Below are 14,322 nucleotides of genomic sequence, written 5' to 3'. Positions count from 1 at the left end.
CGTGAAACATCAGGACTACGACGTAATCGTGATTGGTGGCGGACATGCAGGCGCCGAGGCAGCACATGCGGCGGCCCGTATGGGCGTGCGCACAGCATTGGTGACGCTGACCAAGGCTTCTATCGGTGTGATGTCTTGCAATCCAGCAATTGGTGGTCTGGGAAAAGGCCACCTCGTGCGCGAGATTGATGCGCTGGACGGCGTTATGGGGCGTGTTGCCGATAAGGCGGGTATCCAGTTTCGTTTGCTGAACCGGAAGAAAGGGCCTGCCGTACAGGGGCCGCGCGCCCAATCTGACAGGCAAATCTATCGCAAGGAAATGCAGGCAGAGCTGGATTTGCTGGCAAACCTCACGATCCTTGAAGGCGAAGCCGTTGATTTGCTGATGTCTAAGGGCCGCGTGACCGGTATCCAGATGCGCGATGGTGCTGCGATCTCCGCAAATAGCGTAATTCTGACAACCGGTACATTCCTGCGCGGTGTGATCCATATCGGCGATGTGTCGCGGCCTGGCGGGCGGATGGGTGATGACCCGTCGGTCAAAATGGCAGAGCGCCTTGATAGCTTTGGATTGCCGCTTGGCCGTCTGAAAACGGGGACACCACCACGTCTGGATGGTCGCACAATTGCTTGGGATAAATTGGAAGCACAGCCTAGTGACGCGGATCCTGTGTTGTTTTCCTTTCTTTCGACAGGTCCGTCGGCCCCACAGATTGATTGCGGCATCACCCATACGAATGAGGCGACTCACGATATTATCCGCGATAACCTTGGCCGTTCGGCGATGTATGGTGGACGGATCGACGGCGTGGGCCCACGCTATTGCCCGTCGATCGAGGATAAGATCGTTCGCTTCGCAGATAAGACATCGCACCAGATTTTCCTCGAACCAGAGGGCGTGAACGATCACACGGTCTATCCGAACGGCATTTCAACATCACTGCCTGAGGACGTGCAAAAAGCCTATGTGAATTCGATCTATGGCCTTGAAAATACAACGATTTTGCAGCCTGGCTATGCAATTGAATATGACTATGTCGATCCGCGGGCCTTACGGTCGACATTGGAACTCCGCGATGTTCCGGGGCTGTTTTTGGCGGGGCAGATCAACGGGACGACCGGTTACGAAGAGGCGGCGGCGCAGGGCATGGTTGCGGGCCTCAATGCGGCTGCGCAAGTAAAAGGACAGGACTCCGTCATCTTTAGCCGTCGGGAATCCTATATCGGTGTGATGATTGATGATCTGATCACACGAGGTGTATCAGAACCCTACCGCATGTTTACCTCGCGCGCCGAGTTTCGTTTATCGCTTCGCGCGGATAACGCAGATCAGCGGCTGACAGAGCGGGGCCATGCGATTGGCTGTGTGGGTGAAAACCGGTGGTCGCACTTTAGCGACAAGATGGAACAGATCGAAAAAGCCAAGGCATCACTTTCCGATATGATGATTTCTTCGCGTGACATTGCAGGTCTTGGAGTGAAATTGAACGCGGATGGTCCGCGCAAATCGGCACTGGATGTGCTTGCCTTGGCGGATTTCAATTTCGAACACCTGGCGCAATTGCAGCTAGATGTAGATGATATTCCTGTTCAGATACAAGACCAGGTAAAGAAAGATGCACTCTATGCGCATTACATCGCGCGGCAAGAGCGTGATATTGCGGCGATGGAGCGGGATGAAAACCACATCATTCCCGATGACACAGACTATACGCAAATCAGGGGCCTTTCGAACGAAATCGTGGCAAAACTGTCCGCAACGCGTCCGTCAACGATTGCGCATGCGGGTCGTATCGAGGGCATGACGCCTGCGGCCCTGATGCTGATTATCGGGGCCATAAAGAAACAGCACCAAGCGACCGGAACCTGAGAGATGTCATTGGTTGTTGCCGGCGTGAATGTTTCACGTGAAACAATGTCAGACCTTGAGGCATTTGCTGCTCTGACTGCGAAATGGACCGCAAAGATCAACCTGATCGCGCGGGGAACACGAGATTCCATCTGGGAGCGCCATATCGTCGATTCGGTCCAGCTCTATAGGTTTGCGCCAGAATCCTTTGAAAAATGGGTCGATATCGGCAGCGGCGGCGGGTTTCCCGGCATCGTTATGGCGATTCTCGCTAAAGAGAAGAACCCGCATGCGGAGTTTGTTCTCATTGAAAGCGACCAACGCAAAGCAGCATTCCTGCGCACAGCGGCACGTGAGCTTGGCCTTTCAGTGCAAGTGATTGCTGAACGAATTGAAACTGCCCCTGAACAGAATGCAGATGTGGTATCTGCTCGCGCACTTACCGCACTATCTGGATTGCTTTCTCTGACACAGCGACACGTCAAGCACGACGGCTTGGCTCTTTTTCACAAGGGTCGCCAGTCCGGACAGGAAGTTGCCGATGCGCAAAAGAACTGGTCGTTTGACCTTGAAGAAAACGCCAGTATCACTGATCCTGACGCACGAATACTCGCCATCCGAAGGATAGATAAGCTTGGCTCATGATCCAATAATCATCGCGGTTGCGAACCAAAAAGGGGGTGTCGGGAAAACGACCACCACTATCAATTTGGGTGCAGCCTTGGCAGAAAAAAAGAAAAACGTCCTGCTGATCGATCTGGACCCGCAAGGGAACGCATCTACGGGCCTTGGCGTTGATCATGACAAGAGAGAGGCCACAACCTACGATCTGCTGGCTGGCGATGTCACCTTGACCAAGGCCATTCAGAAAACATCCGTCAATCGCCTTTGCATCATTCCAGCAACAACCGACCTAAGCTCTGCCGATCTTGAACTTGTCGACAATGCAAAACGCAGTTTCCTGTTGCGGGATGTGCTGCGGGGCAATGATCCGGCGCTTTTCGTCTTTGACTACATTTTGATAGATTGCCCGCCCTCTCTCAACATATTGACTGTCAACGCGATGGTAGCGGCGCATTCCATCATTGTGCCGCTACAAAGCGAGTTTTTCGCGCTCGAAGGCCTCTCACAGCTTATTCTCACTGTCCGTGATGTCCGGCAAACCGCCAATCCCGATCTGAGGATCGAAGGTATTGCGCTCACAATGTATGATAGCCGCAACAACCTCTCTTTGCAGGTTGAGGATGACGCCCGCGAAAACATGGGTGATATGGTGTTCAAAACTGTCATTCCCCGCAATGTCCGGCTGAGCGAGGCGCCATCATTCGCGATGCCTGTGCTCTCCTATGATAGTGCATCAAAAGGCAGCGCCGCATATCGTGCGCTCGCTGCTGAATTGATTGAAAGAACAAAGAAAAAGAAGGCCGCATAGATGACACGCACACCAAAGAAATCCCGTGGCCTGGGCCGTGGTCTCTCTGCTCTGATGTCAGATGTGGCAACGGACGACAGCAGCGAAGCACCGGCAAAGCGGCCTGACCTTGTCGTGCCGATTGAACGGGTGCGCCCCAATCCCGATCAGCCGCGCCGCACCTTTGCAGAGGATGCGCTTGATGAACTTGCAAGTTCCATTGCCGAGAAAGGCATCATTCAGCCTCTCATCGTCCGGCAATCTCCGACTGATCCTGATTTTTTCGAAATCGTAGCGGGTGAACGTCGTTGGCGTGCTGCGCAACGCGCCAAATTGCACGAGATCCCGGTCCTCCTGCGTGACTATGACGACACAGAAGTCCTTGAAATTGCGATCATCGAAAACATCCAGCGCGCTGACCTGAACCCCGTGGATGAGGCCGCAGGCTATAAACAATTGATGGATCGCTTCGGCCACACACAAGATAAACTCGCCTCAGCTCTAGGCAAAAGCCGCAGCCACATCGCAAACCTGCTGCGCCTCCTGACCTTACCGGAAGAGGTGCAGACCTATCTTGTCAGCGGCCAGCTCTCTGCCGGTCACGCGCGTGCCCTTGTCGGGCACGATCATGCCGTCGCCTTGGCCCGCGAAATCATTCAACGCAAACTCTCGGTCCGCGAAACCGAAAAGCTCGCCAAGAAGGGCCCTGCAATCAAAAAGCGTTCGGTGCTAGGGGCGCCAGTGCCCAAAGATGCTGACACCATCCAGATCGAAGATGAGCTGTCAGCGACGCTGCGCATGAAAGTCACAATTGATCATCCGGCAGGCAGTGAAGGCGGCAAAATGACGATTGCATATAAGTCGCTTGATCAGTTGGATGATCTGCTTCGCGCGCTTTCCGGTGGTTAATCGTCCAATAAGGCGCGCAGGACAGCGTTCAAGACAGGAGCGCCTTGAGCGGTAAGTTGCAGGATCTCCGAGTTATAGGTGACCATTCCCAAGTCAACTAACCCATTGATTTTATTTATATATTCGTCTCTAGCGAGATGTGGAAAGCGCGTAGTATCCACACCTTCGCGTAACCGCATTCCCATCAACAGAAACTCGGCAAACTGCTCGTCTTGCGTGAGCGCCTCACGCGACAAATCCCCGTTTCCTGTCTTGCGCACCTGTGCCAACCAGCCCGCGGGCGCGCGCGGCGCCTCGGTCGCAAACCGTTGGCCATGCAATGTCAAACGCCCATGTGCGCCTGGCCCAATCCCTGCATAATCGCCATAGCGCCAATAGATCTTGTTGTGGATACTCTCACAGCCCGCGCGCGCGTGATTGGACACTTCATAGCCCTCAAATCCGGCCTCTTCGCAAATCTCTTGCGTCGCGGCATACATGTCAGCCGCATCATCATCATCCGGCAGACCACGCAGTTTGCCTGCCGCATAGCGATCACCAAAGGCGGTGCCATCCTCAATTGTGAGTTGATAGAGTGATAAATGATCGACCGCCAAATCCAGCGCACGCTGCAATTCCGCCGTCCAGTCCGCAACGGATTGGCCTTGCCGCGCATATATCAGATCAAAACTCACCCGATCAAAGGCATTGCGCGCAATCTCAAAGGCCCGCATCGCTTCCTCTGCGCTATGCAACCGGCCCAGGGCCTTCAAATCTGCGTCATTCAGCGCCTGAATCCCCATGGAAACGCGGTTCACCCCCGCATCGCGGTACCCGGCAAAGCGTCCCGCCTCAACAGAGGTTGGATTCGCCTCCAACGTGATCTCGATATCATTCGCCATCGGCCAGGTCGCGCGTACCTTTGTCAGGATTGCATCAACGACGGCAGGATCCATCAAGCTGGGCGTGCCACCCCCAAAGAACACAGACCGTAAAACGCGGCCCTCTGTTTCGGCACCGACACGCGCGATCTCGCTCAGATAGGCATCAGCCCAGGCATTCTGGTCAATTTGCGCGACCACATGACTGTTAAAATCGCAATAGGGACACTTCGCCTGACAAAACGGCCAGTGAATATAGAGGCCAAAGCCTCCATGTTCCCAGTCATCCATCTTAGGCAAAACAACCCGCGATCAGCTTGGCAAATGCATCGGCACGGTGGCTGATCTTGTTCTTTTCCCAACGATCCATCTCGCCAAAGGTGATGTCATAGCCGTCAGGCTGAAAAATCGGATCATATCCATGCCCTTGGTCGCCCCGCATCGGCCAAACAATCTGGCCAGGCATCACACCGGGAAACACCTCGTCATGCCCGTCAGGCCAGGCCAGAACCAAGGTGCAACAAAACCGCGCAGTCCGTGGATAGGGGGCAGAAACAGACTCTAACTCGGCCCAACTCCGCTCCATCGCCATCTTGAAATCACGGCCGCTGGGCGTTTCCGCCCAATCCGCTGTATAAACACCGGGTGCACCCCCAAGGCCGTCAATCTCGATCCCGCTATCATCCGACAGGGCCGGCAGGCCGGTTGCCTTGGCTGCTGCATGCGCCTTGATCCGTGCGTTCCCGACAAAGGTCGTTTCTGTCTCTTCCGGCTCGGGCAACCTATGATCCGCATTTGACGTCAAAGACACCCCGTAAGGGCGCAACAGATCGGCAATCTCTTCCAGCTTCCCTTGGTTATGGGTCGCGATCACCAATTCCTTGCCGTCAAATCGCCGCATCAGGACACCGCCGCCAATTGCGCCGCTGTCAGTTCCGCGACACCTTTTTCCGCCAGATCAAGCAGGGCATCCATCTGCGCGCGCGTATAGGTTGACCCCTCTGCAGACATCTGTACCTCGATTAGTTTTCCAGCGGTCATGACAAAGTTGCCGTCAACACCGGCTTCGCTATCCTCGGGATAATCCAGATCCAGCACTTCCTGACCCGCATAAATCCCGCAAGAAATTGCCGCAACAGGGTCAATCAAAGGATCACTGATCACATCACCGGCCTTCATCAATTTTTGCACTGCCAGCTTCAACGCGACCCAACCGCCCGTGATTGATGCACAGCGTGTGCCCCCATCGGCCTGAATAACATCACAATCCACCACGATTTGGCGTTCTCCCAGCGCGACCCGATCAACACCGGCCCGCAAAGACCGCCCGATCAACCGCTGGATTTCCTGTGTGCGGCCGGATTGCCCGTTCTTGGCCTCACGCCGCATCCGCGTATTTGTCGCACGTGGCAGCATGCCGTATTCCGCTGTCACCCACCCAAGGCCGGAATTCTTCAGAAACGGTGGTACACGCTCATCAATGGTCGCGGTGCAAAGCACATGGGTATTGCCACATTTGATCAGACAAGACCCTTCCGCGTGCATCGTCACGCCTGTCTCGATTGAGATTTCGCGCATTTCATTCGTTTGACGGCCAGATGGACGCATCGGGTTTCCTCCTATCGGTTGCATCAGCGGCATACGCTGCCCACATATGAAATCCAACCCCGATTGACGCTACCGCAAACTTCGTTTTAATTGCGACGCCTTGCCAGTGGAACCAATGACAGCACAATCGCCAAATATTGACGAAATGAACGCGCGCTCCCGCGAGGTGTTTCGCCGCGTGGTCGAAGGCTACCTTGAAAGTGGTGCACCTGTCGGGTCGCGCACGCTCACCCGCGATTTTTCAGAACAGGTCAGTGCCGCGACGATCCGCAATGTGATGCAGGATCTCGAGTATCTCGGACTGTTGGGAAGCCCCCATGTCAGCGCGGGCCGCATTCCCACCCAGTTGGGGCTGCGCCTTTTCGTTGACGGGTTGCTGGAAGTTGGTGATCTTGATGGTCAGGACCGTGAAAAAATTGATCGCACGGTCACGTCGAACAATCAGGACGTTACCACTGTTCTGGATGAGGTCGGCCAGGCGCTCTCTGGTGTGACGCATGGTGCCAGCCTCGTGCTGACCCCGAAGCACGAAGCGCCGATTAGACATATCGAGTTTGTCTCGCTCTCTGCCGATCGCGCGCTGGTTGTGCTGGTCTTCGGTGACGGCCATGTGGAAAACCGCGTCTTTACGCCGCCACCCGGCCAAACCCCGTCTTCCATGCGCGAGGCTGCGAATTTCCTGAATGCAATCGCAGCGGGGCATACGCTATCGGACCTCAGCGCCGTAATTTCACGTGAGATTAAAACACGGCGTCAGGAAATCAACGCCTTGGCCGCCGAACTCGTCGAGAATGGCGTCGTTCTTTGGGAGAATGAGGGCGAATCGACCGAGCGCTTGATTGTGCGCGGTCGCGGCAATCTGCTGGGTGAGGGCGGAGACGAGGCTGATCTTGCCCGTATCCGCACCCTGTTTGACGACCTTGAACGCAAGCGTGACATCGCGCAATTCCTTGATCTTGCCGAAGAAGGTGAGGGGGTGCGCATTTTTATTGGCTCCGAGAACAAATTGTTCTCACTTTCGGGTTCATCTCTGGTCGTTTCCCCTTATATGAACGCCGACAAAAAGATCATTGGCGCCGTTGGGGTGATTGGTCCAACACGGCTGAACTATGGGCGCATCGTACCAATCGTGAACTACACCGCAAAGCTGGTCGGCAAGATGATCGTTGACCGCTCGTAAAGGGAAGACTGATGTCTGATAAAGACGAAGAACTACAAAGCCTTGATGAACTCGCAGCTGAAGGCGACGAGATTGATTTCGATGCTGCTGAAGCAAGCTTTGATGAAATCGAAGCCCTGCGCGCAGAGCGTGATGAATTCCGTGACAAGTTCATGCGCGCATTGGCTGATGCGGAAAATACCCGCAAACGTGCCGACCGTGACCGCCGCGAGGCTGAAAACTATGGTGGTTCCAAACTCGCCCGCGACATGCTGCCGGTTTACGACAACCTGCGCCGCGCGTTGCAGTCCTCGGCCGAGGCCGAGCAGGAAGCAAACAAAGCCTTGCTTGAAGGTGTTGAGCTAACAATGCGCGAATTGATCAGCGTATTCAAAAAGCACGGAATCGACCCTATTACACCTGAAGTCGGCGATAAATTCGACCCGCAACTGCATCAGGCGATGTTCGAGGCACCCGTGCCCGGCACCAAAGCAGGCGAGATCATTCAGGTCGCAGCCGAGGGTTTCATGTTGCACGACCGCCTCTTGCGCCCCGCACAAGTCGGTGTATCATCCATGCCCGCATCGTAGGGTGGGTAAAACCCACGCTACAATTTCGACCGCAACTCATAGATCAGATCAAGCGCATCCCGGGGGCTTAGCTCATCGGGGTGCACATCGCGCAAACGTTCCTCGACTACAGAGGGCTTTGGCGCAACGGTGACCGGGGCAGGCGTTGCAGAAAACAACGGCAGATCATCAATGATCGCCTTTTGCGCTGTCCCGCCTTCACGCTCACCTTTTTCCAAAGCTTCCAGAACCACTTTGGCGCGCTCTACAACGACGGCAGGCAACCCTGCCAAACGCGCAACTTGCACCCCGTAACTGCGATCCGCTGTGCCGCGCTTGACCTCATGCAGGAAAATCACGTCGCCTTCCCATTCCTTCACGGTGACCGTCGCGTTATCCACACCCTCGAGCTTTGCCGATAGCGCCGACATTTCGTGGTAATGCGTAGCAAACAGCGCACGACAGCGGTTCACATCATGCAAATGTTCCAACGTCGCCCAGGCAATCGACAAACCGTCATATGTCGCGGTGCCGCGCCCGATTTCATCCAGAATGACAAGCGCCCGATCATCGGCCTGATTCAAAATCGCTGCCGTTTCCACCATCTCGACCATAAAGGTCGACCGCCCGCGTGCCAGATCGTCTGACGCCCCGACGCGGCTGAACAACTGGCTGACAATCCCGATGTGGGCCTCGGTGGCTGGCACAAAACTCCCCATCTGGGCCAAAATCGCAAGCAGCGCATTCTGTCTTAGAAACGTCGATTTACCTGCCATGTTGGGACCGGTCAGCAACCAGATCGGTGTGTCTGTCAATCCGCAGTCATTGGCAATAAACGGTGCGCCGTCTTTCTGCAAAGCCGCCTCAACCACGGGGTGTCGCCCGCCTGTGATGTCAAATGCGCGGCTGTCGTCCACCCGTGGCCTGACCCAGTTTTCGGTCACTGCCAATTCCGCCAAACCCGCGTGCAAATCAATCTCGGACAGGGCGCGTGCCAATGCGCCAAGCGGCCCTGCCTGCGCAATAATCGCCTCTTTCAGGCTGGAATAGAGTCTCTTTTCGATCTCGAGTGCACGCCCGCCTGCATTGAGGATACGCGTCTCGATCTCTGACAGCTCCACGGTGGTAAAACGCACCTGATTGGCCGTGGTCTGGCGATGAATGAAGGTTTCATTCAATGGCGGGGCCATCATTTTGGCCGCATGCGTTGCCGTTGTCTCGATAAAGTACCCCAGCACATTGTTGTGTTTGATCTTCAGCGACGACACGCCCGATGTTTCAATGTACTCTGATTGCATCTGCGCAATCACAGACCGGCCTTCGTCGCGTAACTTGCGTACTTCGTCCAGTTCGGCGTCATACCCCGGTGCAATGAACCCGCCGTCGCGCGACAAAAGCGGTGGCTCTGCAATCAGCGCCTCATCCAGCAGGTCCAACAACGCCTGATGCCCTGTCAAATCCTGCGTTGCATCCGCCAGAATAGGGAGCAAATCCGCCGGCATCAGCGCGGAAAGCGCAATAGCCTGTCCGATAGTGTTGCGAATTGCTGCCATATCCCGTGGCCCGCCACGATCCAGCGCCAAACGTGACAACGCGCGGTCCAGATCATGCACGCCGCGCAAACTCTGTCGAATATCCTTGGTCAGCCGCGCCTGATTGGCCAAGAACCCGACCGCATCCAATCGCCCCGTGATGACATCCCCATTGCAGGACGGTGACGAAAGCCGCCGTTCCAACAATCGCGCACCACCTGCGGTGACTGTGCGATCAATGCAATGCAAAAGCGACCCTTGCTTGCCGCCATTCATCGCTTGGGTCAGTTCCAATGATCGCCGTGTCGCCGCATCAATCTGCATTGCTGCTGACTGGCCCTCCTGAACGGGGGGGCGCAACAAAGGCAGATTACCGCGCTGCGTAATATCCAGATATTCGGCAACAGCAGACATGGCCCCAATCTCGGCGCGACCAAAGCTGCCAAACGCATCAAGTGAGCTGACTTTATAGACACTACACAGGCGTTTTTCGCCAGAAACACTGTCAAATGCCGCTGCACCCAAGGTTGTCAGTGTTGCACCGGAATCAGACACTATTTCAGCCCAATCAGCCTCTGATCCGTCCGCAATAATCACCTCGCGCGGCGTCAATCGTGCCAGTTCGGGGCCCAGTTGCGCGCCCCCGCAAGGCATCACGTGGAACGCGCCGGTCGAGATATCGACCCACGCCAGTGCCCCTGTATCGCGCACGCTATGATAGGCGGCCAGAAAATTATGCCGGCGTGCATCAAGCAACGAATCCTCGGTCAACGTACCCGGCGTGACCAAACGCACGACTTCACGTTTCACAACCGCCTTATAACCACGCTTCTTCGCCTCGGCGGGGCTTTCCATCTGCTCACAAACCGCCACGCGGAACCCTTTGCGGATCAGCGTCAGGAAATAGCCTTCAGCCGCATGATGCGGCACACCGCACATCGGTATATCCTGTTCATCATGCTTGCCGCGTTTTGTCAGCGCGATATCAAGCGCTTCGGCCGCAGCAACGGCATCGTCAAAGAACATCTCATAGAAATCGCCCATCCGGTAGAACAGCAGCGCATCAGGATGCTCTGCCTTGATTTCCAGATATTGCGCCATCATCGGCGTGACTGTGCTGTTGCTCATGTATCCCCCGGGATCATTCCGCGCACATTACCACCGCATGAAAGCTGCGAAACCCTGAAATGAACCCGTTGCAGGCCCTTGGCAGAAACCGCTATGTCTTGTGGACTAAAACAGGGGGACCCGATGTCGAAGAATAAACTGACCCGCGAAGATGCGCTGCAATTCCATATGCATCCAACTCCGGGCAAATGGGAAATTCAGGCAACTGTCCCGATGACGACGCAGCGCGATTTGTCACTGGCCTATTCCCCTGGCGTCGCGATCCCCTGCGAGGAAATCGCCGCAAACCCCGCGCTGGCTTATGATTACACCAACAAAGGCAATCTGGTTGCCGTGATTTCCAACGGCACTGCGGTCCTTGGCCTCGGCAATCTGGGCGCGCTGGGCAGCAAACCGGTCATGGAAGGCAAATCCGTGCTTTTCAAACGTTTTGCCGACGTCAATTCCATCGACATTGAGCTGGATACCGAAGACCCGGACGAATTCATCAAGGCCGTCCGCCTGATGGGTCCCACCTTTGGCGGTATCAACCTTGAAGACATCAAAGCACCCGAGTGTTTCATCATTGAACAAACGCTCAAAGAGCAGATGGATATCCCTGTCTTCCACGATGACCAGCACGGGACGGCGGTGATCTGTGCCGCAGGTCTGCTGAATGCGCTGCATCTGTCCGGCAAGAAAATCGAAGATGTCAAAATCGTCCTGAACGGGGCCGGTGCCGCAGGGATCGCCTGCCTTGAATTGCTCAAGGCGATGGGTGCGAAACATGACAACTGCATCATGGCTGATACCAAAGGTGTCATTTACCAGGGCCGGACCGAGGGCATGAACCAATGGAAATCTGCCCACGCTGCCAATACCACCGCCCGCACGCTTGATGATGCGATGAAGGGCTGTGACGTCTTCCTCGGTGTCAGCGCCAAAGGTGCCGTGACCCAGGAAATGGTGTCTAACATGGCCGAAAACCCTGTAATTTTTGCCATGGCGAACCCTGATCCGGAAATTACACCCGAAGACGCCCATGCTGTGCGCGAGGACGCCATCGTCGCCACAGGCCGCAGCGATTACCCCAATCAGGTGAACAACGTGCTGGGCTTTCCCTATCTCTTCCGCGGCGCGCTCGACATCCACGCCCGCGCGATCAACGACGAAATGAAAATCGCCTGCGCTGAGGCGCTTGCGGCACTGGCGCGCGAGGATGTGCCCGATGAAGTCGCTATGGCTTACGGCAAAAAGCTAACCTTCGGGCGCGACTACATCATCCCGACGCCGTTCGACCCCCGTCTGATCCACCGCATCCCTACGGCGGTGGCACGGGCCGGCATGAAAACAGGCGTCGCGCGCCGCCCCATCGTGGATATGGACGCCTATGAGCTCTCTCTCAAATCCCGCATGGATCCCACGCAGTCCATTCTGCGTAGCCTGAACGCGCGCGCCCGCGCCAACCAATCCACCGTTGTGTTCGCCGAAGGCGATGATCCTCGTGTGTTGCGCGCCGCCGTCATGTATCAGCGCTCTGGCATGGGCAAAGCGTTGATCGTTGGCCGCAAGGACGATGTGAAACAGAAACTCACGGCCGAAGGTCTGGCCGAGGCCTTTGACGAACTTGAAATCGTCAACGCCGCTACGACCCCGTATTTGGAAACCTACAAGGATTTCCTTTATAAACGCCTGCAACGCAAAGGTTTTGATGCGCAAGACGTCCATCGCCTTGCCGCCCGCGACCGTCACGTGTTTGCGGCACTCATGCTCGCGCATGGCCACGCCGATGGGATGGTGACAGGGGCCACACGCAAATCGGCGCATATTCTGGAACTGATTAACCACGTCTTCGACGCAGAACCACACGATGGTGCAGTGGGTGTTACCGCTGTCCTGCACAAAGGGCGGATCGTGCTGATCACCGACACGCTTGTCCATGAATGGCCCGACGAAAACGATCTCGCGGATATCGCCGAACGCGGTGCTGCCGTCGCGCGCGAACTGGGGCTAGAACCGCGCGTGGCCTTCCTGTCTTTCTCGACCTTCGGTTACCCCGTCTCCGAGCGTGCAGAAAAAATGCACAAAGCCCCCCAAGTCCTCGACGCGCGCAAAGCCGATTTCGAATACGAGGGTGAAATGACGGTCGACGTGGCACTCAATGCCGCCGCACAAGAGAACTATCCGTTCCAACGCCTGACGGGCCCAGCGAACGTCTTGGTTGTCCCGGCCCGACATTCCGCCTCGATTTCTGTGAAACTGATGCAGGAAATGGCAGGCGCGACTGTTATCGGCCCAATCCTGTCGGGTATCGGGAAGCCAATCCAGATCTGTTCGACTGTCTCGACGGTCAACGACATCCTCAACATGGCCGTGATTGCGGCCTGCAAGGTCGACTAATGGCAATCTGGAACCTTGGTTCAATCAACGCGGATTTCGTCTATCGCGTCCCGCATATCCCGGCACCCGGTGAAACGCTGTCGTCCACAGGCCGCCAGATGTTCCTGGGCGGCAAGGGAACCAATATGTCGGTCGCCGCCGCCCGTGCTGCTGCCCGCGTCAATCACATTGGCGCTGTCGGTCAAGACGGGCGCTGGGCGATCCAGCGCCTGCTGGAATACGGCGTCGATACCCGCAATATCGCTGTGTTAGAAACTGAAACGGCCCAAGCGATCATTATGGTTGACCCCGAGGGCGAGAATGCAATCGTCCTTCATCCGGGTGCGAATGCGGAGATCCCCCAGGTTACCCTCCAGGCCGCAATGGCCGAGGCGGAAACCGGTGATTGGCTGGTCATCCAGAACGAAACCAACCTGCAACGCACCGCCGCCGAAATGGGCAAAAAGCTGGGCCTGCAGATCGCCTATGCTGCCGCGCCCTTCGATGCGGATCGCGTCAAGGCGGTGCTGCCGTCGCTTGATTTTCTGATCCTCAATGCGGTTGAGGCCGCCCAGCTTGAAGAAGCTATTGGGACCGCGCCCGCTGATCTGCCTGTGCGCGACGTGATCGTGACCCGCGGTGCCGATGGCGCAGATTGGTTTAGCGCTGCAGGAAAACAGCACTTCCCTGCGATAAAGGTCGATGCTGTCGATACAACCGGCGCAGGTGACACCTTCACCGGTTACGTTCTTGCCGGCCTTGATCGTGGCATGCCCATGGAACAGGCGATCGGGCAAGCGACCAAAGCAGGCGCGCTCATGGTTATGCGGCATGGTACAGCTGACGTTATTCCTGATCTGTCCGAAGTGCAGGACTTTCACCCCTGACACCTGCGTTTTCCCTCTTGGAACGGCCAGAACACTGGCCTAGCGTCCACGA

Annotated in this window: 12 protein-coding genes; 8 read left to right on the top strand and 4 right to left on the bottom strand. The window is 56.2% G+C overall.

What is annotated here, in order from left to right; all coding sequences use genetic code 11:
* Position 1 precedes the first annotated feature (1 nt).
* The 4 genes from mnmG to SJY29_RS15565 are packed head-to-tail and all read left to right on the top strand — an operon-like array spanning position 2 to position 4,169.
* Positions 2–1,870: a tRNA uridine-5-carboxymethylaminomethyl(34) synthesis enzyme MnmG gene (mnmG, locus tag SJY29_RS15580; RefSeq protein WP_400084600.1), complete on the top strand. Its 1,869-nt coding sequence runs from the start codon at positions 2–4 to the stop codon at positions 1,868–1,870.
* Between the two features lie 3 nt (positions 1,871–1,873).
* Positions 1,874–2,494, top strand: a complete 621-nt coding sequence (rsmG, locus tag SJY29_RS15575; RefSeq protein ID WP_400084597.1) for a 16S rRNA (guanine(527)-N(7))-methyltransferase RsmG — start codon at positions 1,874–1,876, stop codon at positions 2,492–2,494.
* Entirely contained in the window at positions 2,484–3,281 is a 798-nt protein-coding gene (locus SJY29_RS15570; protein ID WP_110277756.1) for a ParA family protein, read from the top strand. The genes rsmG and SJY29_RS15570 overlap by 11 nt, the downstream gene beginning before the upstream one ends.
* Entirely contained in the window at positions 3,282–4,169 is an 888-nt protein-coding gene (locus tag SJY29_RS15565; RefSeq protein ID WP_400084594.1) for a ParB/RepB/Spo0J family partition protein, read from the top strand.
* On the opposite strand, the gene hemW is transcribed toward SJY29_RS15565, so the two are convergent.
* From hemW to rph, 3 genes are read right to left on the bottom strand one after another with little or no spacing between them, the layout of a single operon-like run.
* Positions 4,166–5,320: a radical SAM family heme chaperone HemW gene (gene hemW, locus SJY29_RS15560; protein ID WP_400084591.1), complete on the bottom strand. Its 1,155-nt coding sequence runs from the start codon at positions 5,318–5,320 to the stop codon at positions 4,166–4,168. The genes SJY29_RS15565 and hemW overlap by 4 nt on opposite strands.
* 1 nt (position 5,321) lies before the next feature.
* Positions 5,322–5,930, bottom strand: coding sequence for an RdgB/HAM1 family non-canonical purine NTP pyrophosphatase (gene rdgB, locus SJY29_RS15555; protein WP_400084588.1), 609 nt, complete (start codon positions 5,928–5,930; stop codon positions 5,322–5,324).
* Entirely contained in the window at positions 5,930–6,637 is a 708-nt protein-coding gene (gene rph / locus SJY29_RS15550) for a ribonuclease PH (protein ID WP_400084585.1), read from the bottom strand. Before rph ends, rdgB begins: the two co-directional genes overlap by 1 nt.
* 145 nt (positions 6,638–6,782) lie before the next feature.
* On the opposite strand from rph, the gene hrcA reads away from it, so the two are divergent.
* Positions 6,783–7,817, top strand: coding sequence for a heat-inducible transcriptional repressor HrcA (hrcA, locus tag SJY29_RS15545; RefSeq protein ID WP_400084582.1), 1,035 nt, complete (start codon positions 6,783–6,785; stop codon positions 7,815–7,817).
* A gap of 11 nt (positions 7,818–7,828) precedes the next feature.
* Positions 7,829–8,386, top strand: coding sequence for a nucleotide exchange factor GrpE (locus SJY29_RS15540; protein WP_055684974.1), 558 nt, complete (start codon positions 7,829–7,831; stop codon positions 8,384–8,386).
* 17 nt (positions 8,387–8,403) lie between these two features.
* Here the strand turns inward: SJY29_RS15540 and mutS are convergent, their stop codons facing one another.
* On the bottom strand, positions 8,404–11,025 hold the full coding sequence (mutS, locus tag SJY29_RS15535) for a DNA mismatch repair protein MutS (RefSeq protein ID WP_400084579.1): 2,622 nt from the start codon (positions 11,023–11,025) through the stop codon (positions 8,404–8,406).
* 123 nt (positions 11,026–11,148) lie between these two features.
* On the opposite strand from mutS, the gene SJY29_RS15530 reads away from it, so the two are divergent.
* Both SJY29_RS15530 and SJY29_RS15525 read left to right on the top strand, forming a co-directional pair.
* A complete protein-coding gene (locus SJY29_RS15530) occupies positions 11,149–13,404 on the top strand; it encodes an NADP-dependent malic enzyme (RefSeq protein ID WP_110277750.1) in 2,256 nt (751 codons plus the stop codon).
* Entirely contained in the window at positions 13,404–14,270 is an 867-nt protein-coding gene (locus SJY29_RS15525) for a ribokinase (RefSeq protein ID WP_400084575.1), read from the top strand. The genes SJY29_RS15530 and SJY29_RS15525 overlap by 1 nt, the downstream gene beginning before the upstream one ends.
* Positions 14,271–14,322 lie beyond the last annotated feature (52 nt).

It is taken from the genome of Yoonia sp. R78084 (genome assembly GCF_044595625.1).
Lineage (GTDB): Bacteria > Pseudomonadota > Alphaproteobacteria > Rhodobacterales > Rhodobacteraceae > Yoonia.
This window is presented reverse-complemented; position numbering and strand designations above follow the sequence as displayed.